Source organism: Rothia nasimurium, assembly GCF_049068285.1.
In the GTDB taxonomy this organism is placed as follows: Bacteria; Actinomycetota; Actinomycetes; order Actinomycetales; family Micrococcaceae; genus Rothia; species Rothia nasimurium_I.
Genome location: NZ_JBLKPV010000001.1, coordinates 215,790 through 242,723, shown reverse-complemented (window position 1 = coordinate 242,723; position 26,934 = coordinate 215,790). Strand labels below are relative to the sequence as shown.

Here is a 26,934-nt window from a genome sequence, read left to right as displayed (position 1 = left end):
CGTTCAAGGGCCCGGGCCATGCTTGGCTGGGGCCCTTGCCTGTCTAATCAGGTGGAAGAAGCAATGAGAGCCCCTAGGAATCCATTCGGTGCGACAGCACGGTAGAAACCCCATCGCGCATTGAAATGCCATAGAGGGTATCAGCCTCAGCCATGGTGCGCTGGTGGTGGGTAATCATCAGCAACTGGGACTTCTCGCGCAACTTACCCAAGACGTCCAACAGGCGACCCAGGTTGCGGTCGTCCAGGGCAGCTTCAACTTCGTCCAGGACGTAGAAGGGGGCTGGGCGCGCCATAAAGACTGCCAGGAGGAGGGCAAGGGAGGCCAGGGTGCGCTCGCCGCCAGAAAGCAGGGATAGGCGGCTGACCTTTTTACCGGCTGGTTTGACCTGGATATCTATTCCGCTGGAATCCCGGTCATTGGGATCAGCCAGCACCAGTTTTCCCTCCCCGCCCGGGAAGAGGGTCGCGAAGATCTGCTGGAAGTGGTCCTGAACGTCAGCTAAGGCAGAATCAAAGGAGGATTCGATATGGTCGCTGATTTCTTTCATCACAGCCTGCACGTCAGACCGGCTTGCCTTGATATCGGCAATCTGCTGGCGCAGATAGGTGTGCCGCTCTTCAAGGGCCCGGTATTCCTCCAGGGCCAGGGGGTTGGTGATGCCCAGGCGGGCTAAATCCGCCTCGGCAGCCACCAGGGCAGCTTCGAGAGTGGATTTTGTTTCGGGGCGAGGGGAACGGCTTGATAGCAGGTCGGTCAGCTCTTGCTGAAACTCTTCGACGGCCCGGGTTTGCAGGGCCTCCCACCGGGACTCAACCCGGGCCAGACGGGTGGCCGATTCAGCATAGAGGGTCAGGGCAGCAGCCAGACTGGTCTGGGCTCCGGTGGCCTCCTCCCGGGCATCTGATATGCGGGCGGCCAAACTATCGACCTGTTGCTGGGTAGTCTGTTGGGTGGCCTGGGCCTGGGTCTGCAGCTGGGCTACCGCCTGGGCAAGCACCTGAGCCTTGCCGGCTATTTTTTGGGCAGCCTCTTGCTTCTGCTGGTTCTCTTGGTGGCTCTTGATGGCCTGGTCCTCAGACTGGGTGAAGGTGGCCAGCATCTCGGTAGCCTGGGTCAAACGGGCCTGGGCTGTTTCAGCCTTCTCCTGGGCAAAGCGGTGGCTAGCTTCTGCCACCCGGTGGGCTTCTGCTGCCTGCTTTTCTGCTTCGCTAGCTTTCTGGGCTTCACGGTGCAGGGTAGCAACATCCTGGGTCGGGGCTGAATTGCGCAGGGCTTCAAGGGCTTGGGCCGCCTCGGTGGCTTGGGTTTGAGCTGCGTCCTGGGCTTGGGCAGCCCGTTCTTTAGCCTCAGATAACCGGGTTAGTTCCTGGGCTGATCCTGAGGCCCGACCTTCAAGGGCAGCTAGGCTAGCGGTGGCTGTTGCGAGGTTTGCGCTGAGGGTGCCGACGAGCCGGGCAGCAGATTTTTCGGTGTCCTGGGCTTGTGTATAAGCCGCGTGGGCTTCTTGGTAGGCCTGCTGGGCCAGCCGGGCCTGGTCCTCTGCATCGTGGAGGTCTTGGCCAGCTTCTTGGACCTGCAGGTGAAGTTCTGCGGTTTTGGCAGCCCCGCTCATATGAAGCTGGGAATAGCTGGTCAGGACGGTCCCGCCCCGGGTGATGACCCGGGCCTCAGGCAGAGCGGCCAGCAGTTTGCGGCCGGTAGCCTGGTCCTCACAGAAGAAGGTGAGCGGGTAAAGGAGGGTGAGTACATTGATAAGCTCCCGGGGCCCCTGGATAATATTTTCAAGGGACCAGCAAGAATCAGCTTCTAGCAGAGGGTGAGTTTTAGCCACCTTGTCAGAACTGGTTTCAGGAGCTGGCCTACCCACCAGGTAGGATACCTTTTCACTGCCTTCCCCTAGTCCTTGACCCACCAGGGCTTTCAGCGCAGGGCCTAAGAGGGCGCCCACTGCCCCCTCCCAGCCCTCTTCAATCTCAAGTAGAGAAATAAGTTCTTCAGCCCCGGCGTCCACAGCAGCCTGCCGGCTTTCTGCGTCGTCCCCCAAGACCTGACCATCATGGGCCCAAGCTGATTCCAGGGCCGAGTAGCGGGCAGCACAAGACTGAACCTTAAGTTCAGCTTGATGGGCTTGGTTTCGGGTCTTTTCGCTCTCTTGGCCAGCCTTCTGACGGGCTACACGAGCCTCATCCTCCCGGGCTTGAGCCTGCTGGTGCTCTACGGTTAAGGATGCTACCTCCTCCTGGTACCGGGCCACTTCACCGGCCAGATCCCCCTTGTTCTGGGAAAAGGCCTGGTATTCGGCATCGCGTCGGTCAGCCTCCTGGCCTGCTTTCTCAAGAGCCACCCGGGCTGTAGCAAGATTTTGGGTTAGCTCTGAAATCTGTTCCCTATGGCTACTGCGCTCCTGGTCAGCTTCTTCAGCAGCCTTCCGGGCAGCTTCTGCCTCCATTTTCTTCTGGGTAAGGATTTCCAGGGTGTCGAGCACAGCCTTTGCCGTTTCGTCCACCTGATTCTGGGCAGCCTGGCAGGCCTGTTTTTCGGCATCTAGGGCCTTTTGGGCCTGCTGACGCCGGGAGGTAGCGTCCTGAATGCTTTGATCGCCCTCAACGGTTTTAGCTCGCTCCTGAGCTACCAAAGCAACAGATTCAATCCGGTGGGCCAGCTCCTGCAGGGCAGTGGCCTCCCCGGTAGCAGCAGCGAGCTTCTCTCTAGCAGTCTCCATCTGCTGGACCAGCAGATCCAGCCTGGTTCGAGCTGCCTCCCCCTGCTCCTGGGCCCGCACCCGAGCCTCCCGAGCCTGCCGGCCTGCAGCCCGCTCCCCCTCAAGGTCTGCGGTCAGCTCAAGGGCTTCTACTGCCAGCAGGTCGGCAGACAGTGTACGGACGCGCCCAGCCACCTCAGCTGCCGCCTGGGCGGCATCCGCCTGCTCCCGCCGTCCTTCAAGCTGGTCAGCTAACTCAGCTGCCATATCCTCTAAGCGGTCAAGGTTGGTTTTAAGGTCTTCAAGTTTACCCACCGTCTTGCTCTGCCGCTTCCGGTGCTTCACAAGACCTGCAGCCTGCTCAATCAGCTCCCGCCGGTCCGCTGCAGTTCCGTGCAGAATACGATCAACCTGCCCCTGGCCCACCAGGGTATAGAGCTCCCGCCCCACCCCGGTATCGGCCAATAATTCCTGCACGTCAGATAACCGCGCTGGCTCCCCATTGACGTCATATTCCGATCCGCCCGCTGAAAACATGGTGCGGGTCAGCTTAATTTCAGCATGTGGTAGGGGTAGGGTGCCGTCCGAATTATCAATCACCAGTTCAACCTTGGCCCGCCCCAAGGCCCCGCGCGATCCGCTACCAGAGAAAATAACGTCCTTCATGGCAGCACCCCGCAGAGCCTTAGCCCCCTGGGCCCCCATGACCCAGGCCAAAGCGTCCACCACATTCGACTTGCCCGACCCGTTAGGCCCCACCATCACATTCAAGCCCGGCTCAAACTCAAAAACCGTTGCCGAAGCAAAAGACTTAAAGCCCCGGACGGTCAGGGATTTCAGGTACATAATGGGTCACCCGTTCAGCAACTAGCAGAAGAAAAATGCCAGCCCCCATGTTACCGCAGGGCCAGGCAGCCCACCCGATGTGAGTAAACCCCAACCCGTCAGGTGACCTACCCCCTAGACAGCGGCCTTATGATAGATGGGTGAGCTGAGTAGGCCAGCGCACGTTTCCCACCCAGCACAAGGCTAGAAGAGTAGATTGACCGCTAATTCAGATATTCGTCATCAGAACGCCTCCCTGTTGTCTGTCACCCGGGTTCTTCCTCCCGAGGTTGTCACCAGCACCTACTTTGACGAGCAGCTCGCTGCCACCTACAAGCGCCTGAAAATGCCCAAGGGCCTGCTTGAGCGCCTGGCCGGTATTCGCGAGCGCCGTTCCTGGGGCCCCTCCATTAATTTTGAGGACGGCGCCGTTGAAGCCGCCCAGCAGGCAATCGCCCAGGCCGGTATCAGCAAGGACCAGATTGGCCTGCTGATTAACACCTCTGTCACCCGGGATAACTTCGAGCCGGCTGTGTCTGTTGGTATTCACGACCGTCTGGGGCTTCCCCGTCACGCCTTGAACTTTGATATCACCAATGCCTGCCTCGGCTTTGTCAATGGCATGACCGTAGCCGCCTCAATGATTGATGCCGGGGCTATTGATTACGCCCTGATCGTTGACGGTGAGGATCCCTCCCCCTGGCATGCCACCGCCCTGCGGATGCTGAATAAGCCGGATTCCACCCGGGAGGACGTCCTGACCCAGTTTGCGACCCTCACCCTGGGTTCGGGGGCGGCAGCTGCCGTCCTGGGCCGCAGTGATGCCCATCCTGCCGGTCACAAGATTGTCGGTTCCGTCTCCCGGGCTGGAACCGAGCACCGGAACCTCTGCATTGGTGGTGAGGCTGACCAGGGTATGAGCACCGACGCTGCCGGTTTGCTGGAGCACGGTCTGCAGCTGGTGGCTGAAGCCTGGGAGGAGGCCCACTCCCAAGGCTGGGACTGGCACAACATGAAGTCCTATGTCACCCACCAGATTTCAAATGCCCACACCAACGCCATCATCAAGGCAGTAGGGATTGACCGCAAACGGATTCCCCTGACCTTCCCGGTGTGGGGTAACGTTGCGGCCGCAGCCCTCCCGATGACTCTGGCTGAAGATTCAGTCAATTACGCCCCCGGTGACCGGATTCTGTGCATGGGCGTGGGTTCTGGCCTCAACACCGCCCTGATGGAAATCATCTGGTAACCCCTGCCCCGGTGCCCCACCCAAATGTGGCACCGGGGTATTGCTCTTGACCTGACTCCCCCAGTACATCCTTGAAGATAGAGTTATGACCCTTCCCCAGCTCACCCCCGTCCCTTCCCGCTGGCCCGGTGTCGATCCGGCCTGGTCCCAGACCAAGACGGTCGCCTCCACCGCCCGAATTGAGGAGCCCGGCACGTCCCGAACCTGGCATTACCTCGATAACGGCCCGGCTCTTGAGGCCCAGGGCCGCACCCCGGTGGGTACCGTCCTTGCCGTTCACGGCAACCCCACCTGGTCCTATTTGTGGCGGACGGTCATTGAAGCAGCCAGCTTTGCGGAGCAACCCTGGCGGGTGATTGCTGTCGATCAGCTAGAAATGGGTTATTCGGAGCGCACCGGCCTGCCCCGGACCCTCACTGACCGGGTCCAGGATCTAGGGGACTTTACGGCAGCCCTGGGGCTTGATTCCACTGACAAGCCCCTTGTTACCCTGGCCCATGACTGGGGTGGGCTGGTCTCCCTGGGCTGGGCCTTGAACCACCAGGATGTTCTCTCAGGCATCATGCTGACCAATACCGCTGTCTTCCACGATGCAGCCGAGAAAATCCCCTTTGCCCTCCAAGCTGCCCTGAACCCTGCCCTACACTCCTGGGCAACCAAGGGTTCTACGGCCTTTATCGACGTCACCCTCGGCCTAGCCCAAAAGCCCCTCGGCCCCGGCGTCAAAGAAGCCTATAAACTTCCCTACACAACAGCTGCCCACCGGATTGGGGTGCGAAACTTCGTCGCTGATATCCCGGCAACAGAATCAGCCCCCAGCTACCCACAGATGTTCCGCACCGCCGAGGGCATCAAAGAACTGTCGGTCCCGGCCCTCATGCTCTGGGGCACCAAGGACCCGGTCTTCCAGCGCCGCTACATGGCAGATCTTGCAGACCGTCTCCCCCAGGCTGACATCCACCGCTTCGAAACAGCCAGCCACCTGGTAGCAGAAGACCAGGACATTGCCTCCCCGATTCTTGCCTGGCTCACCGAACATTTCACCGATACCCCCGCCCAGCGGAACCAGCACCTGACCGCCCGCGCCCAGGTGGCCCCGGCCGTCCAGCCCTACCGCCCCATGACCGCCGAGCTGGCAGCCCGGGCCCAGGACACGGGAATTGCCGTGGTCGATATGGCTCCGGGGGCAGACGGTAGCAAGGTTGCCGCCAAGCTCACCTGGGCTGAGCTGGCTGCCGACGTTGACCGCATCGCCGCTGGCCTGCACCAGCTTGGAGTCGCCCCCGGCGACCGCGTGAACCTGCTCGTCCCCCCGGGGGCCCGCCTCACCACCCTCATGTACGCCTGCCTGAAACTCGGTGCCGTCATCGTTGTTGCTGACACAGGCTTAGGCGCAAAGGGCCTGACCCGGGCCCTCAAGGGAGCCCGCCCCACCTGGCTCATCGGTATTCCCAAGGCCCTGGTAGCTGCCAAAACTTTGGGCTGGCCCGGCCAGCGTATCGCAGCGACCCATCTGCCCCCGGCTCTTGCCCAGGCCCTTGGAGTTATTGCCAGTATCGAGGACTTTGAAACCACCCAGATTTTCGAAGTGGCTGAGCCCCACCCAGACCAGGATGCGGCTGTGCTTTACACATCGGGCTCCACCGGCCCTGCCAAGGGCGTGGTCTACACCCACCGCCAGCTAGCTGCCATGCGCGATGCCATTGCAGCAACCTACCAGCTCACAGCAGGAACAGGCCTGGTGGCCGGGTTTGCCCCCTTCGCCCTGCTAGGCCCGGCCTTAGGGGCCACCAGCGTCACCCCCGCTATGGACGTCACCAAACCCAAAACCCTCACAGCCTCAGCCCTGGCTTCCGCTGCCCAAGCTATCGAGGCAACCACCGTCTTCGCCTCCCCAGCAGCCCTCATGAATGTCCTAGCCACCGCTGACTCTCTGACCAGTAGCCAGCGCACCGCCCTGGGCCAGGTCACCACCTTGCTGTCTGCCGGTGCCCCCATCACCTCTCCCCTGCTGGCCCGGCTCCAGGACCTGCTCCCGGCAGCTTCCCTCCACACCCCCTACGGTATGACAGAGGCCCTGCCGGCCACCGATATTAGTTTTGAACAAATTCAAGAGGCAGAGCAGGACGCAGCCGCCGGCCTCAACGGCGCAGGCGGCGGGGTCTGTGTCGGCACCCCGGTTGCAGGGGCCTCCCTGCAGATAGCGCCCCTGCTGCCCGATGGCACCGCCTCTAAGTCAACCACCACCGACCCCGGTATCAGCGGTGAAATCCTCATTGCTGCCCCGCACGTCAAAGACCGGTACGATACCCTGTGGGTGACAGAACGGGCCTCAACTGAAACCGTCGGCTGGCACCGCACCGGGGACGTTGGCCGCTTTGACGCCAAGGGCCGGCTGTGGGTTGAAGGACGCCTTGCCCACACCTTAGTCACTGCCCAGGGAGTACTCACCCCGGTTGCCCTGGAACAGGCTGCAGAGCTTGACCCGGACGTCCGCCGGGCCGCCGCCGTCGGTGTTGGCCCAGACGGCACCGCCTCAGTTGTGATTGTGGCAGAAGTCGGCGCCACCTACCTGGGCAAACGCACCCGCAACGGCCTTGCCCCCCTTGAGCTGACCCGCCGAATCCGGCAGACAGTAGCCGACCGCACCGGAGTTGATGTTGCCTCTGTTCTTATCGTGGCTGAGCACCCCACAGATGTGCGCCACAATTCCAAGATTGACCGCCCGGTGCTGGCTGCCTGGGCTGAAAAGGTCCTAGCTGGCAAGCCCGCCCGCCTCGGCAAGGGGGTCATCGCATGGTAGCTGCGGTGTCCCTGCGTCCCTTAGATCCTGGTTCCTGCAGCCAACAGACCGGTGAGCGGGTGCTGGTTACCGGAGCCTCCGGCATGTTAGGCCGGGAAGTCACCTTTGCCCTGCTGCGGGCTGGCTATGATGTGCGCGCCTTCCAGCGGGGGGAATCCGGTATTGCAGCTGCCCTGCCTGCCCATCTGGCTGCGCGTTTCACCCAGGTCAGGGGCTCCCTGGCTGACCCGGCCGCCGTCCGCTCAGCCCTGGAGGGCGTGGACGGGGTCATCCATCTAGCGGCCAAGGTTTCGGTGATTGGGGCGTGGGATGACTACAAGCAGGTCAATATCGAGGGAACCCGCACCCTGCTGGAGGCCGCCCGGCAGCTGGGAATCAGCAAGTTCCTGCATACTTCCTCCCCCTCTGCCGCCCACACCGGGGCCTCCATAATCGGCGAGGGCAATCCGGCAGCCTCCCCCGACCATGCCCGCGGCAACTACGCCCGCTCCAAGGCTGAATCAGAGCGACTGGCTCTGAGCTACAACTCTCCTGACTTTCTGGTGGGAGTCCTCCGCCCCCACCTGGTCTGGGGGCCGGGTGATACCCAGCTGGTGGAGCGCGTCCTGGAACGGGCCGCCGCAGGCCGTCTGCCCCTGCTCAACCGGGGTTCAGCCCTGGTTGATTCCCTCTACATCGACAATGCCGCCGACGCCTTTGTGCGCGGCTACCAGCGCCTACCCCAGATTGCGGGTACTCCCCTGGTGGTCACCAACGGCCAGCCGCGCACCATTCGGGACCTGATCGCCGGTATGTGTACTGCCTGCGGGGTAGTTCCACCCAGTCTCTCGGTCCCGGCCCCGGTGGCCTACGGGGCTGGTCTGCTCCTGGAAAAGGTCTGGGCCCGGTTGAAGCCTGATGAGATTCCGCCCCTCACCTCCTTTTTAGCTGAGCAGCTCTCCACCGCCCACTGGTTCGACCAGCGTCAGACCCAAGCCCTCTTGGACTGGGTCCCGGCTATCTCCCTCGAAGAAGGCTACACCCGGTTGGGCGACTTCTACGGGGAAAGATTCGCTCGCTCCTAGCCTGGGCCCTCTAGGCAGTACTTAAGTACTGCCTAGAGGTTTCTACTGCCTTTTTCTTGATAGAGACTGAACTCACCATTACACTGAATGCTATTAATTCATATGGACACCAATTGTTCTTAGGTCCATCACACTCGACATACAGTACTAACCACCAGTAAGGCAGAGGGGCCAATAACTAGCTATGGCAACAATCAAGAAAGTTTTCGCTATTCTTTTTTCCATTAGTCTTTTATTTTCCCTCAGCATGTGGGCTTGGATGTTCGTTGATGGAATTATTCTCCAATCATCAGATCCAAATATCGGAGCTGGGATACTCATGGTATTTTCAGGCTTTCTCGCCCTGGTCTTTGGTGTAGCGTGGGCAGTTGCCTTCCTCTTTTCGCGCAGTGCAAGGAAACGCCACCAACACCCCTAGGCAGGTCCCCGGCAGTAGTAGCTGCCGGGGATTCTACGTTGAAGCTAGAGTCCCCGCGGCTTTCGTTGACAATGGGGACACCGGAAGGAGCTCCTTCCACCGAAGGGTTCTCGAACGATGAGGGAAGAGCGCCCTGCTGTGAGACACCTGGGGCAGGGACGCCCTGCTTGCCCATAGGCTTGGAGGGAGCGGTCGAAGTAGCCTGATTCTCCGTTGACGTTGACGTAGAGGGCGTCGAAGCTGGTGCCGCCTTGGGCGAGGGCGTCACGCATGACGTGGGTTGCGGCTTCAACGAGTTCACGGGCCTGCCAGGCTGCAATGGAGCGGGCCGGTTTGGCGTAATGGAGACGGGCCCGCCAGAGGGCCTCATCAGCGTAGATGTTCCCCACCCCGGAGATGACAGACTGGTCCAAGAGCATTTTCTTGATCCCTGTTCCGGTGGCCAGCATTTTCTTCCGAAAGCTGGAAAAGTCAAAGTAGGGGTCCAAGGGATCACGGGCGATATGGGCTACTGCTTTGGGGATTACCGGCAGGTTGAGGACGGACGCCCCTGCCCCCGGTAGTTCCTTACCGTCAGCTCCCGTCACCGGCACCAGGCTGCTGGTGAACATCCCTCCGAATATTCGTTGGTCAACAAAGCGCATTTCAAGGGGAGAGACCTGGCCAGCCTCATCGGTCGCCCCGTCCAGAACACACCTGATTTTCAGGTGCTTTTCATCGGGTAGGTCAGGGTGTTTCAGTAAGACCTGGCCGCTCATACCCAGGTGTATCACGAGGGCAAACTCCTCTACACCTTCGAAAAGGAGCCACAGGTATTTGCCGCGCCGGGCCACGTCCGAAATTGTCAGGCCTGTCAGAAGCCGCTCGAACTCTACCGGCCCAGCCTCATGCCGCCGCACCGACCGTCCGTCCTTCACCTGGACAGCCTGAATCCGGGAACCAAGCAGGTGCCCGGCCAAGCCCCGGCGTACCACCTCAACTTCGGGAAGCTCAGGCATTTACCCTACCTTTCACAAAAAAAATCGGGATCTACCACCACCATCATAGGTGGGGTAAACCCCGATTCTTTTCTATCTCAGCTTATGAGCCCGACACCTTGCGGAAGGCAGCCTCAGCGGCCATGCGCTCAGCTTCTTTCTTGCTGGTTCCCTTGCCCGTACCTACGACCTTACCGGCCAGCAGAAGTTTGGCGGTAAAGCGACGGGCGTGGTCGGGGCCGGTACCCTCTACCTGGTACACCGGCTCCCCTGTCCCCTGGGCTGCGGCGTACTCCTGAATTTCAGTTTTCCAGTCGCGCCCGGTATTCAGGGTCTTGGTGTCATCGAGCATGCCAGCCATGTGGTGGAGCACCAGCTCATGGGCCTTGGCGGCTCCGTGGGCCATATAGACTGCTCCGTAGACGGCCTCCATGGTGTCAGCCAGGATTGAATCCTTATCAGCCCCACCTGTCTTCTTCTCCCCCTTACCCAACCGGATACAGGGCCCCAGCTTGAGGCGGCGGGCAAGATCAGCCAGGGTACGGGTAGAAACCACCACATGGTGGCGCTTTACCAGTTCCCCTTCGGGAAGGTCAGGGAATTTCTGATACAGCTCCGAGGCAACGGCCAAAGACAGCACAGAGTCGCCGAGGAACTCCAGGCGCTCGTTATGCGGGATACCGCCGTTTTCGAAGGAGTAGGATCGGTGAGTCATTGCAAGCTGAAACGTCTCGGCATCGATGTCGATACCGAGACGTTTCAGAAACTCTTGTGAAGCAGAGTTAGTCATAACGCGTGATTAGGCGTCAGCTACCTTGCGGCCCTTGTACTCGTAGAAGAGTTCGTTGCCGGCTGAGTCAGTCACGAGCTTTGCCTGGTGGGGCAGGGAGTAGGTGACGCGACCGTTTTCAACGGTCTTAACCAGCTGGGGCACTGAAGCCTTCCACTGTGAGCGACGGGCACGGGTGTTAGCACGGGACATTTTCCGCTTGGGAACAGCCACAGCTATCTCTTTTCTCTTGTTGCTTTATAAGTTTTATTGGTCGTTCGCATCGAGCAACGCTGACAGCGCATTCCACCTCGGGTCGATGACCTCGTGATGGTGCTCAGGGTCCTCCTCCAGGCGTGCGCCACATTCGGAGCACAAGCCTTCGCAGGAGTCACTGCAAACTGGTTGGAACGGCAGTTGAAGAATCACTGCGTCCCGCAGCGCCGGTTCGAGATCAATTTCATCGTTCTCTACGGCGTACTGCTCATCTACTTCATCTTCGGGGCCGCCTTCGGGGGCCTTCTCGAAAACAAAAAGCTCTTGAACATCGGCTGTAACATCAAAGTCAACCGGGTCGAGGCAGAGGCTGCATTCACCGGAAACGGTGACGGTTGCAGTACCAGTTACCAAGATACCATCTGAAACGGACTCCAGGCGAACATTGAGGTCAATGTCGCTACCTTCTTCCGCCTCAATCAGAGCGTTGCCAAAATCGCTTGGCGCTGGCAGAACTTCTTCAAGGGTCTCCATAGCGCCCGGGCGATGAGCTAGATCTCGAACCGAGATCGTAAGGGGCGATGAATCTTTTCGTGAAATGACGAACTCCCTATCAAATGTTTTAAACCAAGTATCTAGTCTATGGGGCAGGCAGGTGACGTTGCAAGTGATTTAAGCCTCTTAGCCTGTTTGCCTGACCACACTTAACCTAGGCTTCGGGATACAGGGCCCGCTGAACGGCCCTCGGAACAAAAGCCCGAACGTCGCCACCGTAGCCAGCAACTTCCTTCACAATAGTGGAGGAAATGTGGTTGTACTTGGGATCCCCTGCAATGAATGAAGTCTCCACCCCGGCGATGTGCCGGTTCATAGAGGCCATGGGGGCTTCGTACTCAAAATCTGCTGTGTTCCGCAGGCCCTTAACAATCAGCACCGACCCCTGTTCACGCACGAAGTTAGCCAGCAGCTCCCCTTCAGGCAGCACAATGGCACTCACTCCGTCAAAGAGGGCAAAAGTTTCTTCAACCATGGCAACCCGCTCTTCCAGAGAAAAACGGTACTTCTTCTTGGAGTTATGAGAAATTGCCACCAGCACATTGCCGTATATTTTGGCGGCGCGGGTGATGATTTCAACATGACCGTTATGGATCGGGTCAAAGGACCCGGGGCAGATGACCAATTGCATGTCTCTAGGCTACAACACCGGGGGGCAGCTACGACATATAAAGTCACAGGTGGGCAGGAGTTTGTTACTAGCCTGTATCCTGGGCTGAAACGTGAGAGAACAGCAGAGCCCGCGTCAATATTTCGGGGCGGGGAAAGGACGGCTGATCTAATGGATCGGGCATATCAGAGGGTTGGGCAGGCAGCAGGCCTCATGGGGGCTGACGGGTCCTTTACCTCCACCATTTTTGAGGAAATGTCGGCCTTAGCCCAGCGTCATGGGGCTATCAACCTTGGCCAGGGCTTCCCCGATACGGACGGGCCAGCCCAGATGTTAGAGGCCGCCAGTCAGGCGATTGCAACTGGGGGTAACCAGTATGCAACGATTGCCGGTCTTCCTGCCCTGCGCCAGGCAATTGCCCAGCACCAGCTTCGCTTCTACGGCGTCAATCTTGATCCTGATTCCCAGGTCACTGTGACGGCAGGTGCATCTGAGGCCCTGGCCGCCTCCCTACTTGCACTAGTCGAGCCGGGAGATGAGGTCGTCCTTTTCGAGCCCTACTATGACCTCTACCCGGCAATTGCGGCCCTTGCCGGGGCCCGCGTCCGAACCGTACCGCTTCTGCCTCCAACCTTTGAACCTGACTTGGACGCCCTTGAGTCTGCTTTTTCCGACCGCACGGCCGTGGTGGTGGTCAACGACCCCCATAATCCCACCGGGTCAGTTTTCTCCCGGGAGGCGAAGGAAAAAATTGTTGAGCTGGCCGCCCGGTTTGGGGCAACTATTCTTGCTGATGAGGTCTACGAGCATCTGACCTTCACCGGCCCCTATCAGCCAATCCAGACCCTACCCGGGGCAGCTGAGCGGACCCTGGCTGTTTCAGCCATTTCCAAGACCCATTCGGCAACCGGCTGGCGGATTGGCTGGGTAACCGGTCCTGCGCAAGCCGTGACCGCCGTCCGCCTGGTCAAGGGCTATCTCACCCACAGTGCCGCCGCCCCCTTGCAGGCAGCTGCCGCAGTTGGTGTGGGCTTAGGGGATGAGTTTTATCAGGCGCTGAAAGACCGCTACAGCCAGCAGCGCAGTGTCTTGTTAGAGGGTCTGGCGGGTTCGTCCTGGAAACTGGTTGCCCCAGCTGGCACCTTCTTCGCTGTAGCCAATGTCAGTGAAGTTCTCACCCGCCACGGCCTCACCAGTGCCCATGAACTCTGCCAGCTTTTACCCGAAGCAGCTGGCGTGACCCTCATTCCCCTCTCCCCCTTTGCTACTGAAAGCTACCGGCCCGCCATTGAGCACTGGGTGCGGTTCGCTTTCTGCAAGCGGGTTGAGGTTTTGCAGGACGCTACCGCCCGGCTCAAGGCTTTCTCCTCCTGAACCCCGGGGTTCGTCACGAGCCACCCGGTTTATCCCTGGGGCTCGTGGCGAACTGTGGGTATCAGCGACTTAGGGGGTTGCTGGTTCTGCGTAGTAGAGCACGGTTTCCCCGTACTTTTTCTCAGCAAACTTTTCAAGGCCCTCTGGCCAGGTGGGTTCGTCCGTCCGGGAGGCCCGCTCAACAACCACCACAGCCCCCTCGTTCAGACGGTCGGGCAGCAGGGCCAGCAGTTCTTTCAGGTGGTCATTGGTGACGTCGTAGGGCGGGTCAAGAAAGACCAGATCCCAGGGTCCGGACGCGTGGGTCAGGTAGGTTCGGGCCGTCATCTTATGCACGCGAGCTGAACCGCTGGCAGCCTTACCCACTGCAGCTATGTTTTTTTCCATGACCGCCACAGCCTTGGGGTAGTGGTCTACAAAGTCCACATGATCTGCGCCCCGGGAGAGCGCTTCACAGCCAAGGGCCCCCGAGCCCCCAAAGAGGTCAAGGACGCGAGCGCCGTCCAGCACCCCGTAGGTGTCAAGACGGGAGAAGAGGGCTTCTTTGACGCGGTCGGTGGTGGGCCGGGTATTATCGCCGGGTACGTTGGCCAGGCGCAGCCCTCCTGCAGTTCCTGAGATGATACGGCTCATGGGTTCTCTTTCGGTCTGTAGGTGGTGGCGAGAAGGCAAGGTGCGGACGCACCCGACCCGGTTATTTCCTTAATTTTACGCCGGTTGCCCAGGCCTGTTTTCCCCCAGGTCGTTCCGGGCTTTGTCACCGGTATAGGGAGGAAGCACCAGGAGCCCTCACAGAAAACTATTGCCTAGTTCACATTTTCTTCCTAGACTTTCGATTCAGGTGGACAAGTTGTGTCCGCTTCACCTACCCCGGAACCGGGTTCCCCCGCTGGACCCAACCTGGGGTGGATCCCCCATCCCCTTTCTCGAAGAGGAGAAAATTATGGCTGCAAAGTCACACACCAAGAAGATAGCTTCAGGCATGGCCGTTGCAACCCTGGCTGTTGCTGGATCTTTAGCCCTAACCCCCACCCAGGCTGTTGAGGCTCCAGCTCCAGAGGCGGCGGTTGCCACCACCGCACCGGCACCCGAGCCCACCGCGGAGGCCCCCTCATCCACTGTTACCAGGGGCTTCCATGTAGCCGCTGGCACCCCAGTGGTCTTTGGTAAGGTCATCTTCCCTGCCGATGCAGCCCAGCCGGCTGGTGCCGTCATCAGCCCTGATGGGCTAACCCTAACCGTCCCCGGTGAAGGAGTCTGGACCCTGCTGAGCTCCGCAGGTTTTTCATTCACCCCTGAACCCACCTTCCAGGGCACTCCCCAGTCAGTAATTTTTGCAGGCACTGGTATCAGCGGTGCAGTCCGCACCGTGAACTACACCCTGTCAATCACCGGCCTGATCACCGAGGTTACTGCAGGTGAAGTACCCCCCGCCGAGCCAACAGAAGCCCCGGCAGAGCCAACAGTAGCCCCGGCCGAACCCACCGTAGCTCCAGCCGAGCCCACGGCAGCCCCGGCAGAACCCACTGACGCCCCTGTGGAGGCAACTCCTGATGCCTCACCTGCCCCGGGCGACACCCCCGCCCCCGGCCAGGAAACCCCGGGTGACCCCAGCACCGGCACCGGCACCGAAGTAAAGGCTGAGGCAACAGCAGCAGCCACCACAACAGGTCAGCCGGCAGCTGAGGAAAAGAAGGCTGAGCCCAAGGCTGAGGCAAAGAAGGAAGAGACTAAGGAACTGGCCAAGACAGGTGCATCTCCCCTGCTCCTGGCAGGTATCGGTGCAGCCCTGCTGGCTGCAGGTTTCTACGTGCTGCGCCGTCGCACCGCCTAAACCTTCCCCAGCTCCCCAGAAGCTGAAAACATCAAGGCCCCCGCCCACTCCAGGCGGGGGCCTTGCCCCTTCTGCGTCACCTAGACTAACCGCGTCCTAAGAAGGCTTCCCGGTCTGCGTCCAGGGCCCGGTCAATAGTGCGGGCCAGATCGGGGTGCTTGGCTAAGGTGGGATCTGCCGCAATCACCCCAAAGGCGTCTTCTCTAGCCCGTTCAATCAGCTTGGCGTCGGTCAGGGCCCGCAGGAGTTTCAGGGTCGACTTCTTCCCCGACTGGGCAGCGCCGAGAATATCGCCCTCGCGGCGCTGTTCCAAATCAACCCGGGAAAGCTCGAAACCGTCAGTAGTAGATGCCACTGCATCTAGGCGCTCGCGGCTGACGCCGTCCGCCGGTTGTTTTGTCACCAGCAGGCAGGTCCCGGGTAGGGTTCCGCGGCCAATCCGGCCGCGTAGCTGGTGCAGGCCGGAGATTCCGAAGCGGTCGGCATCCATGATGATCATGAGGGTCGCATTGGGCACGTTCACCCCCACCTCGATCACAGTGGTTGAAACCAACAGGTCAATTCGACCGGCTGAGAACTCGGTCATAACCCGGTTCTTCTCGGCCGTGTCCATACGGCCATGCAACCCTGCAATCCGCACCCCGTCCAAGGCGGGGACGTCCTCTAATTCCTCCAGGGTGCTCTCCACCGAGGCCAGCGAACCGCGGGCGCTCTCCCCCGCCGCAGCCTGGGAGCCCAAGCCTGCCCCCTGGTTGGTCAGGGCGCCGTTGCCAAAGAGGGTCTGGCCCGCCTCAGCGTCGGTCTTGCTGTCTGACCCACCAATTTTGGGGACCACCACATAGACCTGGTGACCCGCATCGATTTCTTCTCGGGCCCGGGCCCAGATTCGATCAGCCCAGCGGGGGTGTTCGGCCAGGGGCACCACATGGGTGGTGATTTTCTGGCGGCCAGCGGGCAGCTGGTCGAGCACGGACGTATCGAGGTCGCCAAAGACGGTCATGGCCACCGTGCGGGGTATGGGGGTAGCGGTCATGACCAGACGGTGGGGCAGCTCTCCGCCTGGCCCGCGCAGGGCATCGCGCTGCTCTACGCCGAAGCGGTGCTGTTCATCCACCACGACGAGCCCGAGGTCGGCGAAGGATACGGCATCTGCTAGCAGGGCATGGGTGCCGATGACGATGTCTGCGGCACCGGAGCTGATAGCAAGCAGGGCCTCTTTTTTGGCCTTGGTTTTGAGGGAGGCTGTCAGCAGCAGGACCCTTACCTTCCGGTGGGCCTGGTCATCTGGTGTGCCGGCGTCTAGGGGGCCCGTTTCAAGCAGGTCCCCAAGTATCTCGCAGACTGACCTGTAGTGCTGTTCAGCCAGCACTTCGGTAGGGGCCAGCAGGGCTGATTGGGCTCCATTATCGGCCACCTGGAGCATAGCCCGGAGGGCTACCACGGTTTTTCCTGAGCCCACGTCTCCTTGAAGCAGCCGGTTCATGGGGCTCTGGGAGGCCAAATCCTTTCGGATTTCCTCCCCAACCGCCTGCTGTCCCTGGGTCAGTTCGTAGGGCAGCAGCTCACACAGGGTATCGGCAAATCCGCCGGGTACAAAGGGACGGGCCAGAGTCTGGTGGGCGGCCCGGGCAGCCCGGATTCGGGCCAGCGCAGCCTGAAGGACGAAGGCCTCGCGGTAGCGCAAGGAGTGGTGGGCAGCCCGCCAGGTCTCTTCGGTATCGGGGGTGTGGACTGCCCGGTAGGTCCATTCTAGGGAGGGGATTTTGCGGGTGCGCCGCACGGTATAGGGAACGGGGTCTTCGAGTTCTTTGAGCGGGGCAGCTTCGAGGAGGGTTTCGAGGGCAGCTGCTACCCGGTCGGTGGTGAATTTGGGGCTGGCCTTATAGACGGGAATCGGAGCGGTTGCCTTGGCCTGGGCGCGGGCGATGGCTTCGGCGCTGGCACCTGGGGTGATTGCGGTGTCTTTGCCCGCGATGACGGCGTAGTGGGGGTTGGTGAGGGTGGGGGCGCCTCGGTAGCTGCCGACCTTTCCTGAGAACATGACCTGGTCGCCTTCGTGGAGGTCGCGGGCGGCCGTCCAGGCGTTGAAGAAGCTCAGGGTCATGGTGGAGGTGTCACCCACCAGGGCGTAGGAGTCTGAGCTGTATCCCCCAAAGGCTGTTGTTGGAAACAGGCCCTGGTTCATGGTGGAATTTTCGGCCGGATGCCAGGTGTGGTGGCCGGGGTTGTGGTGGGCTAGGCCCTGGATTCGGGGGTTGCTGTAGCCTGCCCGGTAGGACGCCGGCTGGCCTCCTCCCCGGGGGGCATTGGGGTTGGGGAGCTGGGCTGGGGGCAGGAGCGGGGTATCGGATTCCCCCAGGTGGTCGGTGATCGTGACTTCGGTGATGGACCCCCTGCGGGAGGCCATGTTTCGGGTGGTGACCCGTACTACCTTGGCTATGATGGTAGCTTCGCTGCCTTCGACGAGGGAAGAGAAGGGGGTCAGTTCTCCGCGGGCCAGGTATTTTCGGGGGTAGTGTTCCAGGGCCTGGCCGACAGTTTCAAGCCCAAGGTGGTTTTTGAAAGCCTTGGCGGTGCTAGCCCCGAGGTAGGTAGTCAGGGGGGTGTTTTCTAACCGGTCTTCGCGAGCGTATCGGGCCAGGGCCTTTTGGGCTTCGGAGGCTAGAGGGGCGGGGGCTTTTTTCGTGGTGCGGCCTGCCACCTTATTCCTCTATTCCGTGGGTATGGTCGGGAGAGTTGAGGGAGGTGATGCGGATGTCCTGGGGCTGACCGGCTGCCTGGAGCAGGGTCAGGGCGTCCTGGGCGTCGGCCACATGTACATGAACTGCCCAGAGCGCTTCGTTCCCCGCTTCAATCTGGGCGATAGAGACGGAGTCCCCGATTGTATCCAGGGCGCTGCGTAGCTGGGCAGCTTCGAGGACCGGAAGGTGGATAGAGCACATGACTTCTACCTGGGCTGGTCCCCGACGGGGGGCTGAGCGCCTGGGGGACACCAGGGAGGAAGCGGTTGAGGACGGCCCTGCCCCGGCCAGTAGGTCACCGATAGTTGAGGGGGGTTGGGTACCTGTCAGTTCAGCGACCAGGCAGGTGAGGATCAGGTGGAAGCCGAGGGCTCCTGAGTCCACCCAGCCGTTGCGGGCGTGACTTGCCTGGGCGGTGGCCCGCAGGCTGCTTTCAGATGCCGCGAGCAGGCCGGTGAGGTAGGGCTCCCAGCCGGGGGTTGCCTCTTGACGCCCGATAGCCTGCATGAGGGTGAGCATGGTGCCGTCAGCCGGTTGGCTCAGGGCCGAGCGGGCCTCTGTTGCGGCCTGGCCGAGGGCTTGGGCCAGGACGGCGGGGGTCAGCTCCCCTACTGCCGGTAGCTGAGCGGGGGCCTGGCCGTCCTGCTGCTGGGCCAAAGTGGAGGCTAAGCCCAGGAGCCAGACGGAAAGTAGGGTTCCGGAATTGCCCCGTGCTGCTCTTAGGGCGGCGCGGGCGGCCATGGTCAGGGTCGGCTCATCAGCCATACCGGCAGTATCTGCGGCCCTGCCGAGGGTGGTGACCATGTTGGAGCCGGTGTCGGCATCTGCCACGGGAAAAACATTGATCCGGTTGAGCAGGGCCCGGTGTTCAAGCAGGAGGGTGCGAGACTGCAGGAGCCAGCGCAGCCACCAATCAGTGTGAATCTGACTCAAAATGGTCCCAGCCCTTCCCCTCATAGATACGGCCATCAACTGTGACACCGCTACCGGTGCTTACTTCACCAATTCTAGTAAAGCCAGGCGGAATCTGCCCGGCTGGGCAGGTAGCCAGCAGGGCGTGGTCCTCACCGCCGGTGAGCACCCAGCGCAGGGCTAGGGTCTGGGCCTCCTGGCCCGGTGCCAGCACCTGAGCTACAGGCAGAACCCGGTGGATCCAAGGGGCGAGGGCCTTCGAATCGATGTTTATGCTGACGTTTGAGGCTGAAGCTATCCGGCCAGCATCTCGCACCAGCCCGTCGGAGACATCCAGCATGGCATTGAGCTGGTTGCCGTGGGCAGCCCCTAGTTGTAGGGGGGAGATAGGTTTCTGTTGGGCTGTAATGCAGGCTTCGGTATCAGGGGTGCTGCTATAGGGGGCGGGGTAGTCAAGCAGGGCCAGCCCGGCAGCTGCGGTGCCCAGGGCACCGGCTAGCACCAGGACGTCCCCCGCCTGGGCCCCGGAGCGGGTTACCGGGTCTGCGGTGAGTCCGATTGAGGTCACGGTCACTGACAGTTCTGATCCTGATCCCAGATCCCCGCCTGCGATTGTGCAGGTTACAGCCCCCTGGGCCCGGGCAGATTCTGTCAGCCCCCGGGCAAAATCGGTAACCCAGGTGACGGGCGTGTCGGGGGTGAGGGTGAGGGATACCAGGAGGGAAACCGGAACGGCCCCCATGGCTGCAATATCAGCCAGGTTCTGGGTGGCGGCCTTCCAACCGACTTCGTATCCGCCGGTCTGGTGACCGCTGGCCCAGGTGCGACGGAAGTCCTGGTTCTCGGTCTGGGTGTCAATGCTCATGACGGTCAGGCCCGAGCGCAAATCTAGGGCGGCAGCGTCATCGCCGGGGCCTATGACGAGCTGACCGGCCCCAGCTGTGGTTCCGGTATCGAGGGCAGCTACCCTCAGGGCCTGGGACCTTACCTGTTCGGCCTTGGCGTTGTGGGCCTGCAGTAGGGGTAGGAAGGCCGCCAGAAGCTGCCCCTCACTCACGTCAGAAACAAGCACGGTCACTCCTACATCTTGTTCGAGCGGCTACGCCACATGAAATGGGTAAAGACGATACCTAAACCGATGATGGCCAGGGACGTAAAAATCATCAGGGGTTTGACGCCGCCCATGATGGCAAGCCCCCTTTGGAAGACATTCCCCTGACCCGCCAGTTGTCCGGCGGCTTCCTGTTCTTCAGCCCCAAGGACGCCTGCTGCCTGGTTGGAATTGACGGAGTTACCTGATGATCGGGTCTGGTTGGACGCGTTCAAAAACCCTTCCACCCATTCGGGGGTTCCATCAAAGGTCTGCTGGGATTCAGCGAGTCGGCCGAGGGAGGATTGGGTAGCCTGGGTCCTATCTCGTTCGTTTGACTCAGAATCACCTGCTTCAGGTGATTCAGCTCTGGCAACGACACCGGCAAGTTCGTTGCCCCGCTGACTTGCTGGTCTATCGGACGAACCGGTGCTCGTCTCACGGGGTAGCTGCTGGTTGGGGGCAGCCACTGGTGAATCAGCTGACGGGTTGGGTTGGGGTGTTACCTGCTGGTTGGGATCTGCTGGTTGGGCTGGGTCTTGGTAAGCGGCCCCTGCCCCATCAATCTGGCTATCCTCACTGGGTGCGGTGGGCTGGGCTCCCCCGCCCTGCCCCGGGTCAGTGGGGGTAGCAGTGGGCTGGGGGTCAGGTAAAGATTCTTGGGAACTTGTCGGATCCGGTTCAGGGGTCGGCTCTGGACTCGGTGCTGGTTCGAGAGGCGGGGCTTCTGTTGGTTCAGCAGTCGGTTGAGGCTCTTCGGGTTCAACCCCGGGATCAGAGGGGTCAGCGGTGGGTTCCGGTGTTGGTTCGCTGGATGCTTCAGCTGTAGGTTCCGGGGTTGGGTCATCGGTGGTACCTGCTGACGGCTCTTCGGAGGGCTCCGAGGTAGGTTCACCGGTTGGGGCAGGTGAGGGCTCAGGTGTCGGTACTTCCGTTGGCTGATCTGAGGGTTCTGAGGAAGGACCAGCAGAAGGGTCACTGGTCGGTTCGCCGGTGGGCTCCTCAGACGGCTCAGTAGAAGGATCAACAGTTGGTTCTTCGCTAGGATCTCCTGACGGATCACCAGTGGGCTCACCCGTTGGTTGCCCTGTCGGGCCCTCAGATGCAATTTCTGTTGCACTCGGGCTAATGGTGCCTGTGGCAAGGACGAGGGGGGCCGCACCTGCACTATTGCTGTGGGAGAGCACGACCCCGGGGAGACAGGCCGCACCGGCGACCAGGGCACCGACCATGAGGCTCTGCTTGTTGATTGCTGGCATGGGCCAGTCCTCCTCCCCCAACAGGTGGGCTAATCTCACCCGCCTGCCATCAGGTTGAACGTATCCTCTACCCGGCTGTACGCCAGGTCTAACGTGTCACCAGCCTACCGAATAAGCTGGCCTCCGACCAGCTCTCCCCCTCAAACTGCCCCACCTGCCTGCGTCCTTTTAGGGTTACAATGGGCAGGTGAAACGACCCAGCAAAAAGCTCCTCCCCATGCTCTTAGGCTTCCTGGCCCTGACAGCCTGCGGCCCCGGGGCAGTTAATCTCCAACCTGCCCCCGATGCAGCTAACCCCACCTGTGCCTACGCCATGGTAGCTATGCCCGAGACCGTCAGCGGGCTCGACCGCCGCGAAACCACAGCCCAAGCAACAACAGCCTGGGGGGATCCGTCCGCGGTCATACTCAAATGCGGGGTTGACCTAGGTAATGCCCCGGTGGCAGACGCCTGTGTATCGGTCAATGGGGTGGATTGGATCGTCAAACCTACCGACGAAGACCTGGCAGCAGAAGCTGAACAGACGGCAACGGGCACCTGGGTCGCTAATACTTTCGGTCGCACCCCGGCCATCCAAATCACCTTTGATGCCGATAGGGTTTCATCGTCCACAGTTCTGGCTGAGGTTTCATCCGCTGTTGCCCAGATTCCCCAGCAAACAGCCTGCACTAACCTGGACGACACCCTCACCAACATAGAGGGTGGCAGCGGCTCCTAGTCCCGTCCTCCCCCTGGCCTCAGGTCTTACCTCCAGGAGATACAGCAATCCCCACCCCTAGAGGGGGTGGGGATTTTTTGGTGCTCGCCCGGTCAGCGCAGGCCCAGGGGGCGTTCCAGGGCTAGCGAAATCAGTTCATCAATCAGCTGGCCATAGGGCAGTCCGGTATTCTCCCACATGGTCTTATACATCGAAATGGGGGTGAAACCGGGCATCGTATTTACTTCATTGATGACCACGCGGCCGTCCTGCGTGTAGAAGAAGTCGGCCCGGCACAGTCCCTCACCGTCCACGGCAAGAAAAGCCTCAACGGCAAGGGAGCGCATCCGGTCTGCAACCTCCGCAGGCAGGTCAGCGGGGCACCGGGTCTCAGCTGAGGTCTTTGAGACGTATTTGGCGTCGAAATCATAGAAGCCGTGGTCTTCGTCCACCACTACAATTTCGCCGGGGTAAGAAGCCCGGGGTAGCTCAGAGCGGTGGCCATCGAGCACAGCGCACTCAATTTCCCGGCCCAGGATACCGGCTTCAATCACGAGCTTAGGATCAAACCGGTGGGCCTCAGCGATAGCAGCATCCAGCTGGTCAGCTGAATCCACCTTGGTGATGCCGAAGGAGGAACCGGCGCGGGCAGGCTTCACAAAGACGGGGAAGCCCAGCTTCTCAATCCGCTTGCGGGCATCAGCCTGATCCAGCACCCACTGGCGGTGGGTTACCACCTCGTAGGGGCCAACGTCCAGACCAGCGGCCTCAAAAGCAACCTTCATAAAGTGCTTGTCCATGCCAATAGCTGAAGAGGCAACGCCACAGCCAACATATTTAAGGTCTGCCATTTCAAGCAGGCCCTGAACGGTTCCGTCCTCGCCAAAGGGACCGTGCAGCAGGGGGAAAACTACGTCAATGGCCGGGCCCATTTCAACCTTCGTCTCATCAGCGCTATCAATCAGGCGCAACCGGTTATCCCCGCCGCCGAGGGGCAGGAAAACCTGCTTCCCCTCAGCAGGGAAGTCTGCTAGGGCCTGGGCATCGAGAAGGGCATTGAGGGCAGCTTCGTCGGTAAGGTACCAGCGGCCATCCCGGGTGATACCGATGGTGACCACATTGTACTTGTCGTGGTCGATAGCGCCCAGCACTCCTCGGGCGGTAATCAGGGAGATTGAGTGTTCGGACGAGCGCCCTCCACAGAGCAGGGCAACGGTCGGCTTGGGGCTGGTTTGGTTCATCATCCTTGTGGGGTCTTGCTGCTTGGGGCCGGGGTACGGCCGGAACGTAAGAATCTAGTCGTGTTTATGGTCTTCTGATTTGAGAGATCTGCCCAGCAGGGCCGGGGCCAGTTCCTCAACAGAGATACTGTGGTTGAGGACAGCCACAACAGCTTCGGTAATGGGCATTTCAATCCCCACCCTGTGGGCTAGTTCTGCAACGACAGGGGCTGACTTAATGGATTCAGCGGTCTGAGTCATCACGGTGTGGAGCTGGTCAGGAGCTATACCCTCGGCCAGGAGCCGGCCTGCTGTGTGGTTGCGGGACAGGGGTGATGAGCAGGTAGCAATCAAGTCCCCCATTCCGGCAAGACCGCTCATGGTCTCCCGCTTACCCCCTAGGGCGAGGGCCAGACGGGTGGTTTCAGCCAGGCCCCGGGTCATCACGGATGCCTTGGAGTTATCCCCGTACTGCTTCCCCTCACACATACCCACACACAGGGCGATAATGTTCTTGACCAGCCCACCAATTTCAACGCCGACAATATCGGTGTTGGTGTAGGGGCGGAAGTAGCCAGCCGCACAGAGGGAGGCTACCTGCTGGGCGACCTCTTCGGTTGTCGCTGCTACGACGCTGGTGGTGGGTTGCTCGACGATAATTTCCTTGGCCAGGTTGGGGCCTGACAGGACGGTCACCCGGTGGGGTACAGCCTCAACAGTTTCCGGGCTGGCGCCACTGACAATCAGATGATCTTGAAGTACTTCGACGATCACCTGGCTCATCCGCATTCCGGTTCCCATTTCCAGGCCCTTGGCCAGGGAGACCAGAATCGCCTCAGGTTCTAGTAGCGGGGCCATCTGCTGCAGTTGGGTTCGCAAAACCTGGGCCGGAATAGCTAGAACTACGCAAGTTGCCCCGGTCAGGGCTTCCTTGACATCGGAGGTCATGGTGAGGTTTTCGGGTAGTTCAATACCCGGAAAGTAGGCCTGGTTCATGCGAGTTTGCTGCATGGCGGCCATGGTGTCGGGGTTGCGGCCCCAGAGCATAATCTGCCGGTCGCTTCCGGCCGCCCTGGCCGCGTCCGCAAGGACCTTAGCGAAAGTGGTACCCCAGCTACCAGCGCCGAGGACGGCAACCTTGGCGTGATGAGAAACTGTCACAGAACCTCCCGGTTATTTGAGCAGATGGGCAAGCAGAGGTGGCTTACTCGGTGGGTGCCTGGCGGACGTTGAGCACCGCATTCCAGCGGCCTGCAGGAGCTTTCTCACCGCGCAGGCCCTCCAAAAGGTGGGTAACTTCATCGAGCATCCGGTTGGTTACAGCTGCCAGGTCTTCGGCGGAGGGTTTTTCATCACCAGCCTTGCCGGCGACCACATCGCTGAAATCCAGGGGGTCCCCCACCACAATTTTGACGGGCTTCCGTTTCAGACTGAAACGGGGCTTACCGTCGGAGGGCCAGAAGTCCTGGTCCCCCCAGTGAGCCACAGGGTAAACCGGGGCACCGGTTTGGAGGGCAAGACGGGCAGCACCGGTTTTTCCGGTCATAGGCCACAGGTCAGGGTCTGCTGTCAGGGTACCTTCAGGGAAAATAATGACAGCTCCCCCACCTTCTAAGACGGAGCGGGCAACCTCAAGAGACTGACCTGCCCTGGCAGATCCTCGTGCGACCGGAATGTGGGCGCATTGACGCATCAGCCAGCCCAGGAGGGGAACCCGGAACAGGGATTCCTTGGCCAGGAACCTGGGCAAAATCCCCTTGAGGAAGAGGGGGTAGGCCACCGTAATCGGATCAACCACGGTCACATGGTTAGAGACGACGATGAAGCCACCTGCCTGGGGAAGTTTTTCGCTTCCAATAATTTCAGTCCGCATCGGCAGGTTATAGAGGGGCCGCAACAGGGTACCGGCGATCCGGTAAACCCGGTCGCCGGCCTGGGTGGGCTTAATATCTGCTAAAGAGGTGCCCTTACCGCTCATGGCTAAGCAGTAACCTCGAAGTTTGCCCCCAGGGCGGTGAGCTTATCAACAAAGTGCTCGTAGCCGCGGGAGATCACGGAAACGCCGGTGACGTTTGAGGTGCCTTCAGCGGCCAGGGCAGCGATCACGTGGGAGAAGCCTCCGCGCAGGTCAGGCACGTTGATATCGGCCCCGCGCAGGGGGGTCTTACCGGTGATGATGGCTGAGTGCTTGAAGTTCTGGTGGCCGAAGCGGCAGGGGGTGGGGCCCAGGCAGTCCTTGTGCAACTGCACGGTTGCGCCCATACGTACCAGGGCGTCGGTGAAGCCAAAGCGGTTTTCGTACACAGTTTCGTGGACGACAGAGACGCCCTTAGCCTGGGTCATAGCAACAACGAGGGGCTGCTGCCAGTCGGTCATGAAGCCGGGGTGGACGTTGGTTTCAACAAAGAGGGGGTTGAGGTCGCCACCCTGGTGGAAGAAACGGATACCTTCGTCGGTAATGTCTAGGCCGCCGCCAAGCTTCCGGTAGACGTTGATGAAGGTAGAAAGATCCTTCTGGTTGGCGTTACGTACGAAGATATCGCCGCCGGTAGCCAGGGCTGCAGAGGCCCAGGAGGCTGATTCGTTGCGGTCGGGCATAGCAACGTGGTTGAAGCCGGTCAGCTCGTCGACACCTTCGATGATGATCTGGCGGTCGGTTTCGACAGTGATGATGGCGCCCATCTTCTGCAAGATAGCGATGAGGTCCATGATTTCAGGCTCGATGGCAGCGCCGGTCAGTTCGGTCTTGCCCTTAGCCCGGGAGGCAGCCAGCAGCACCTGCTCGGTAGCGCCAACGGAGGGGTATACCAGGTTAATCTGGGCACCCTGCAGACCTCCTACGGGGGCCTTCATGGAGATACCGGTGGGCAGCTTCTCGATCTTGGCACCAAACTTTTCCAGCACACGCAGGTGCCAGTTGATGGGGCGGTCACCAATCTTGCAGCCGCCCAGGTCGGGAATAAAGGCTTCACCGATGGTGTGCAGCAGGGGCCCACAGAGAAGAATCGGAATACGGGAGTCGCCAGCATGCACCTCAATATCGGTGTGATTTGCTACGGACACCTTTGAGGGGTCCATGCGGAGCTCGCCAGCTTCCATATCGTAGTCAACGGAAACCCCGTGGAGTTCGACCAGGTCGGTGACAACCTGCACGTCCTTAATTTGGGGGACGTTGCGGAGCACAGAAGGGCCAGATCCCAGGAGGGCGGCCACCATGGCCTTAGGAACCAGGTTCTTGGCACCACGGACGTTAACTTCGCCCTTCAGGGGGGTGCCACCTTCAATACGCAGTGCGCTGACCATGTATATCCAATCTCAATAAGAATTTTGCCTTACCGGTTTATTTTACCCGGCAGGACGCCCTCTCAGAACCCATCACAGCCCACCGGCACAAAGCCCCAGCAGGTGCCCTGTCTCAGACAGGTGAATCAGCAAGCTGGTGGGCCTGCCGGTCAGGTGAACAGAGGAAAAATTATCTGGTAAATAACTCTACCCCACTCATGAGCTAAGGGTGCTGTAGGCTTCGTGTTCTTAGCCATATCTGCCACCCCCTGAAGTTGAAAGGACGCCCCCGCGCTGGGCAGGGGCGTCCTTGGGGTGATACGCAGTGGAGGGCC

At 60.7% G+C, this 26,934-nt stretch carries 22 protein-coding genes; 7 read left to right on the top strand and 15 right to left on the bottom strand.

Translation table 11 applies throughout. The features are described 5' to 3' along the window. Nucleotides 1–73: 73 nt before the first annotated feature. Nucleotides 74–3,550, bottom strand: coding sequence for a chromosome segregation protein SMC (gene smc, locus ACMXX3_RS01065; protein ID WP_421082964.1), 3,477 nt, complete (start codon nucleotides 3,548–3,550; stop codon nucleotides 74–76). A 196-nt stretch (nucleotides 3,551–3,746) separates the two neighbouring features. On the opposite strand from smc, the gene ACMXX3_RS01060 reads away from it, so the two are divergent. The 4 genes from ACMXX3_RS01060 to ACMXX3_RS01045 all read left to right on the top strand — a co-directional run bounded on the left by ACMXX3_RS01060 (nucleotide 3,747) and on the right by ACMXX3_RS01045 (nucleotide 9,063). After that, a complete protein-coding gene (locus ACMXX3_RS01060; RefSeq protein ID WP_421082963.1) occupies nucleotides 3,747–4,778 on the top strand; it encodes a 3-oxoacyl-ACP synthase III in 1,032 nt (343 codons plus the stop codon). Nucleotides 4,779–4,863: 85 nt separating this feature from the next. Beyond that, nucleotides 4,864–7,581 carry an alpha/beta fold hydrolase gene (locus tag ACMXX3_RS01055; protein WP_421082962.1) on the top strand — a complete coding sequence of 906 codons (2,718 nt, stop codon included), beginning with the start codon at nucleotides 4,864–4,866 and terminating at the stop codon, nucleotides 7,579–7,581. Beyond that, nucleotides 7,575–8,645 carry an NAD-dependent epimerase/dehydratase family protein gene (locus ACMXX3_RS01050; RefSeq protein ID WP_421082961.1) on the top strand — a complete coding sequence of 357 codons (1,071 nt, stop codon included), beginning with the start codon at nucleotides 7,575–7,577 and terminating at the stop codon, nucleotides 8,643–8,645. The genes ACMXX3_RS01055 and ACMXX3_RS01050 overlap by 7 nt, the downstream gene beginning before the upstream one ends. A gap of 184 nt (nucleotides 8,646–8,829) precedes the next feature. Then, complete coding sequence (locus ACMXX3_RS01045) at nucleotides 8,830–9,063, top strand: hypothetical protein (protein ID WP_421082960.1); 234 nt, start codon at nucleotides 8,830–8,832, stop codon at nucleotides 9,061–9,063. 44 nt (nucleotides 9,064–9,107) lie between these two features. Here the strand turns inward: ACMXX3_RS01045 and mutM are convergent, their stop codons facing one another. The 5 genes from mutM to coaD all read right to left on the bottom strand — a co-directional run bounded on the left by mutM (nucleotide 9,108) and on the right by coaD (nucleotide 12,211). Then, nucleotides 9,108–10,061, bottom strand: a complete 954-nt coding sequence (gene mutM, locus ACMXX3_RS01040; RefSeq protein WP_421082959.1) for a bifunctional DNA-formamidopyrimidine glycosylase/DNA-(apurinic or apyrimidinic site) lyase — start codon at nucleotides 10,059–10,061, stop codon at nucleotides 9,108–9,110. 82 nt (nucleotides 10,062–10,143) lie between these two features. Next, the gene (gene rnc / locus ACMXX3_RS01035) at nucleotides 10,144–10,830 is read right to left on the bottom strand and encodes a ribonuclease III (protein ID WP_421082958.1); all 687 of its coding nucleotides are present in this window, start codon (nucleotides 10,828–10,830) and stop codon (nucleotides 10,144–10,146) included. Between the two features lie 9 nt (nucleotides 10,831–10,839). Beyond that, nucleotides 10,840–11,043, bottom strand: a complete 204-nt coding sequence (gene rpmF, locus ACMXX3_RS01030; protein ID WP_135011069.1) for a 50S ribosomal protein L32 — start codon at nucleotides 11,041–11,043, stop codon at nucleotides 10,840–10,842. A 33-nt stretch (nucleotides 11,044–11,076) separates the two neighbouring features. Further along, complete coding sequence (locus ACMXX3_RS01025) at nucleotides 11,077–11,559, bottom strand: YceD family protein (protein ID WP_237188115.1); 483 nt, start codon at nucleotides 11,557–11,559, stop codon at nucleotides 11,077–11,079. Between the two features lie 175 nt (nucleotides 11,560–11,734). Next, a complete protein-coding gene (coaD, locus tag ACMXX3_RS01020; protein ID WP_421082957.1) occupies nucleotides 11,735–12,211 on the bottom strand; it encodes a pantetheine-phosphate adenylyltransferase in 477 nt (158 codons plus the stop codon). 150 nt (nucleotides 12,212–12,361) lie between these two features. Here coaD and ACMXX3_RS01015 point away from each other — a divergent pair, with 150 nt between their 5' ends. Then, nucleotides 12,362–13,564, top strand: coding sequence for an aminotransferase class I/II-fold pyridoxal phosphate-dependent enzyme (locus ACMXX3_RS01015; protein WP_421082956.1), 1,203 nt, complete (start codon nucleotides 12,362–12,364; stop codon nucleotides 13,562–13,564). 69 nt (nucleotides 13,565–13,633) lie between these two features. Here the strand turns inward: ACMXX3_RS01015 and rsmD are convergent, their stop codons facing one another. Further along, nucleotides 13,634–14,197 (bottom strand): 16S rRNA (guanine(966)-N(2))-methyltransferase RsmD, encoded by a 564-nt coding sequence (rsmD, locus tag ACMXX3_RS01010; RefSeq protein WP_421082955.1) that lies wholly within the window; start codon nucleotides 14,195–14,197, stop codon nucleotides 13,634–13,636. 310 nt (nucleotides 14,198–14,507) lie between these two features. Here rsmD and ACMXX3_RS01005 point away from each other — a divergent pair, with 310 nt between their 5' ends. Next, nucleotides 14,508–15,398 (top strand): LPXTG cell wall anchor domain-containing protein, encoded by an 891-nt coding sequence (locus ACMXX3_RS01005; RefSeq protein ID WP_421082954.1) that lies wholly within the window; start codon nucleotides 14,508–14,510, stop codon nucleotides 15,396–15,398. An 85-nt stretch (nucleotides 15,399–15,483) separates the two neighbouring features. On the opposite strand, the gene ACMXX3_RS01000 is transcribed toward ACMXX3_RS01005, so the two are convergent. From ACMXX3_RS01000 to ACMXX3_RS00985, 4 genes are read right to left on the bottom strand one after another with little or no spacing between them, the layout of a single operon-like run. Beyond that, nucleotides 15,484–18,099, bottom strand: a complete 2,616-nt coding sequence (locus tag ACMXX3_RS01000) for an ATP-dependent DNA helicase RecG (RefSeq protein ID WP_421082953.1) — start codon at nucleotides 18,097–18,099, stop codon at nucleotides 15,484–15,486. Between the two features lies 1 nt (nucleotide 18,100). Then, the gene (locus ACMXX3_RS00995) at nucleotides 18,101–19,072 is read right to left on the bottom strand and encodes a DAK2 domain-containing protein (RefSeq protein ID WP_421082952.1); all 972 of its coding nucleotides are present in this window, start codon (nucleotides 19,070–19,072) and stop codon (nucleotides 18,101–18,103) included. Beyond that, nucleotides 19,053–20,123, bottom strand: a complete 1,071-nt coding sequence (gene thiL, locus ACMXX3_RS00990; RefSeq protein ID WP_421082951.1) for a thiamine-phosphate kinase — start codon at nucleotides 20,121–20,123, stop codon at nucleotides 19,053–19,055. Before thiL ends, ACMXX3_RS00995 begins: the two co-directional genes overlap by 20 nt. An 8-nt stretch (nucleotides 20,124–20,131) precedes the next feature. Further along, nucleotides 20,132–21,400: a hypothetical protein gene (locus ACMXX3_RS00985; RefSeq protein ID WP_421082950.1), complete on the bottom strand. Its 1,269-nt coding sequence runs from the start codon at nucleotides 21,398–21,400 to the stop codon at nucleotides 20,132–20,134. A 217-nt stretch (nucleotides 21,401–21,617) separates the two neighbouring features. Here ACMXX3_RS00985 and ACMXX3_RS00980 point away from each other — a divergent pair, with 217 nt between their 5' ends. Next, nucleotides 21,618–22,118, top strand: coding sequence for a DUF3515 domain-containing protein (locus ACMXX3_RS00980; RefSeq protein WP_421082949.1), 501 nt, complete (start codon nucleotides 21,618–21,620; stop codon nucleotides 22,116–22,118). A gap of 92 nt (nucleotides 22,119–22,210) precedes the next feature. Here ACMXX3_RS00980 and ACMXX3_RS00975 read toward each other — a convergent pair whose 3' ends face one another. The 4 genes from ACMXX3_RS00975 to murA are packed head-to-tail and all read right to left on the bottom strand — an operon-like array spanning nucleotide 22,211 to nucleotide 26,620. Further along, nucleotides 22,211–23,341, bottom strand: coding sequence for a D-alanine--D-alanine ligase family protein (locus ACMXX3_RS00975; RefSeq protein ID WP_421082948.1), 1,131 nt, complete (start codon nucleotides 23,339–23,341; stop codon nucleotides 22,211–22,213). A 51-nt stretch (nucleotides 23,342–23,392) separates the two neighbouring features. Continuing rightward, nucleotides 23,393–24,478, bottom strand: coding sequence for an NAD(P)H-dependent glycerol-3-phosphate dehydrogenase (locus ACMXX3_RS00970; protein ID WP_421082947.1), 1,086 nt, complete (start codon nucleotides 24,476–24,478; stop codon nucleotides 23,393–23,395). A gap of 43 nt (nucleotides 24,479–24,521) precedes the next feature. Further along, entirely contained in the window at nucleotides 24,522–25,295 is a 774-nt protein-coding gene (locus ACMXX3_RS00965; protein WP_421082946.1) for a lysophospholipid acyltransferase family protein, read from the bottom strand. A gap of 2 nt (nucleotides 25,296–25,297) precedes the next feature. Continuing rightward, on the bottom strand, nucleotides 25,298–26,620 hold the full coding sequence (gene murA, locus ACMXX3_RS00960; protein ID WP_421082945.1) for a UDP-N-acetylglucosamine 1-carboxyvinyltransferase: 1,323 nt from the start codon (nucleotides 26,618–26,620) through the stop codon (nucleotides 25,298–25,300). Nucleotides 26,621–26,934: the final 314 nt, after the last annotated feature.

What these genes read in the sequence shown, in the direction of transcription:
- ACMXX3_RS01025 (WP_237188115.1), bottom strand. Translation starts at nt 11,559, where the DNA reads ATGGAGACCCTTGAAGAAGTTCTGCCAGCGCCAAGCGATTTTGGCAAC.
- ACMXX3_RS01015 (WP_421082956.1), top strand. Translation starts at nt 12,362, where the DNA reads ATGGATCGGGCATATCAGAGGGTTGGGCAGGCAGCAGGCCTCATGGGG.
- ACMXX3_RS00975 (WP_421082948.1), bottom strand. Translation starts at nt 23,341, where the DNA reads ATGATGAACCAAACCAGCCCCAAGCCGACCGTTGCCCTGCTCTGTGGA.
- ACMXX3_RS01005 (WP_421082954.1), top strand. Translation starts at nt 14,508, where the DNA reads ATGGCTGCAAAGTCACACACCAAGAAGATAGCTTCAGGCATGGCCGTT.
- ACMXX3_RS00985 (WP_421082950.1), bottom strand. Translation starts at nt 21,400, where the DNA reads ATGCCAGCAATCAACAAGCAGAGCCTCATGGTCGGTGCCCTGGTCGCC.
- smc (WP_421082964.1), bottom strand. Translation starts at nt 3,550, where the DNA reads ATGTACCTGAAATCCCTGACCGTCCGGGGCTTTAAGTCTTTTGCTTCG.
- ACMXX3_RS00980 (WP_421082949.1), top strand. Translation starts at nt 21,618, where the DNA reads ATGCTCTTAGGCTTCCTGGCCCTGACAGCCTGCGGCCCCGGGGCAGTT.
- ACMXX3_RS01045 (WP_421082960.1), top strand. Translation starts at nt 8,830, where the DNA reads ATGGCAACAATCAAGAAAGTTTTCGCTATTCTTTTTTCCATTAGTCTT.
- mutM (WP_421082959.1), bottom strand. Translation starts at nt 10,061, where the DNA reads ATGCCTGAGCTTCCCGAAGTTGAGGTGGTACGCCGGGGCTTGGCCGGG.
- ACMXX3_RS00965 (WP_421082946.1), bottom strand. Translation starts at nt 25,295, where the DNA reads ATGAGCGGTAAGGGCACCTCTTTAGCAGATATTAAGCCCACCCAGGCC.
- rsmD (WP_421082955.1), bottom strand. Translation starts at nt 14,197, where the DNA reads ATGAGCCGTATCATCTCAGGAACTGCAGGAGGGCTGCGCCTGGCCAAC.
- ACMXX3_RS01050 (WP_421082961.1), top strand. Translation starts at nt 7,575, where the DNA reads ATGGTAGCTGCGGTGTCCCTGCGTCCCTTAGATCCTGGTTCCTGCAGC.
- ACMXX3_RS01055 (WP_421082962.1), top strand. Translation starts at nt 4,864, where the DNA reads ATGACCCTTCCCCAGCTCACCCCCGTCCCTTCCCGCTGGCCCGGTGTC.
- coaD (WP_421082957.1), bottom strand. Translation starts at nt 12,211, where the DNA reads ATGCAATTGGTCATCTGCCCCGGGTCCTTTGACCCGATCCATAACGGT.
- rnc (WP_421082958.1), bottom strand. Translation starts at nt 10,830, where the DNA reads ATGACTAACTCTGCTTCACAAGAGTTTCTGAAACGTCTCGGTATCGAC.
- murA (WP_421082945.1), bottom strand. Translation starts at nt 26,620, where the DNA reads ATGGTCAGCGCACTGCGTATTGAAGGTGGCACCCCCCTGAAGGGCGAA.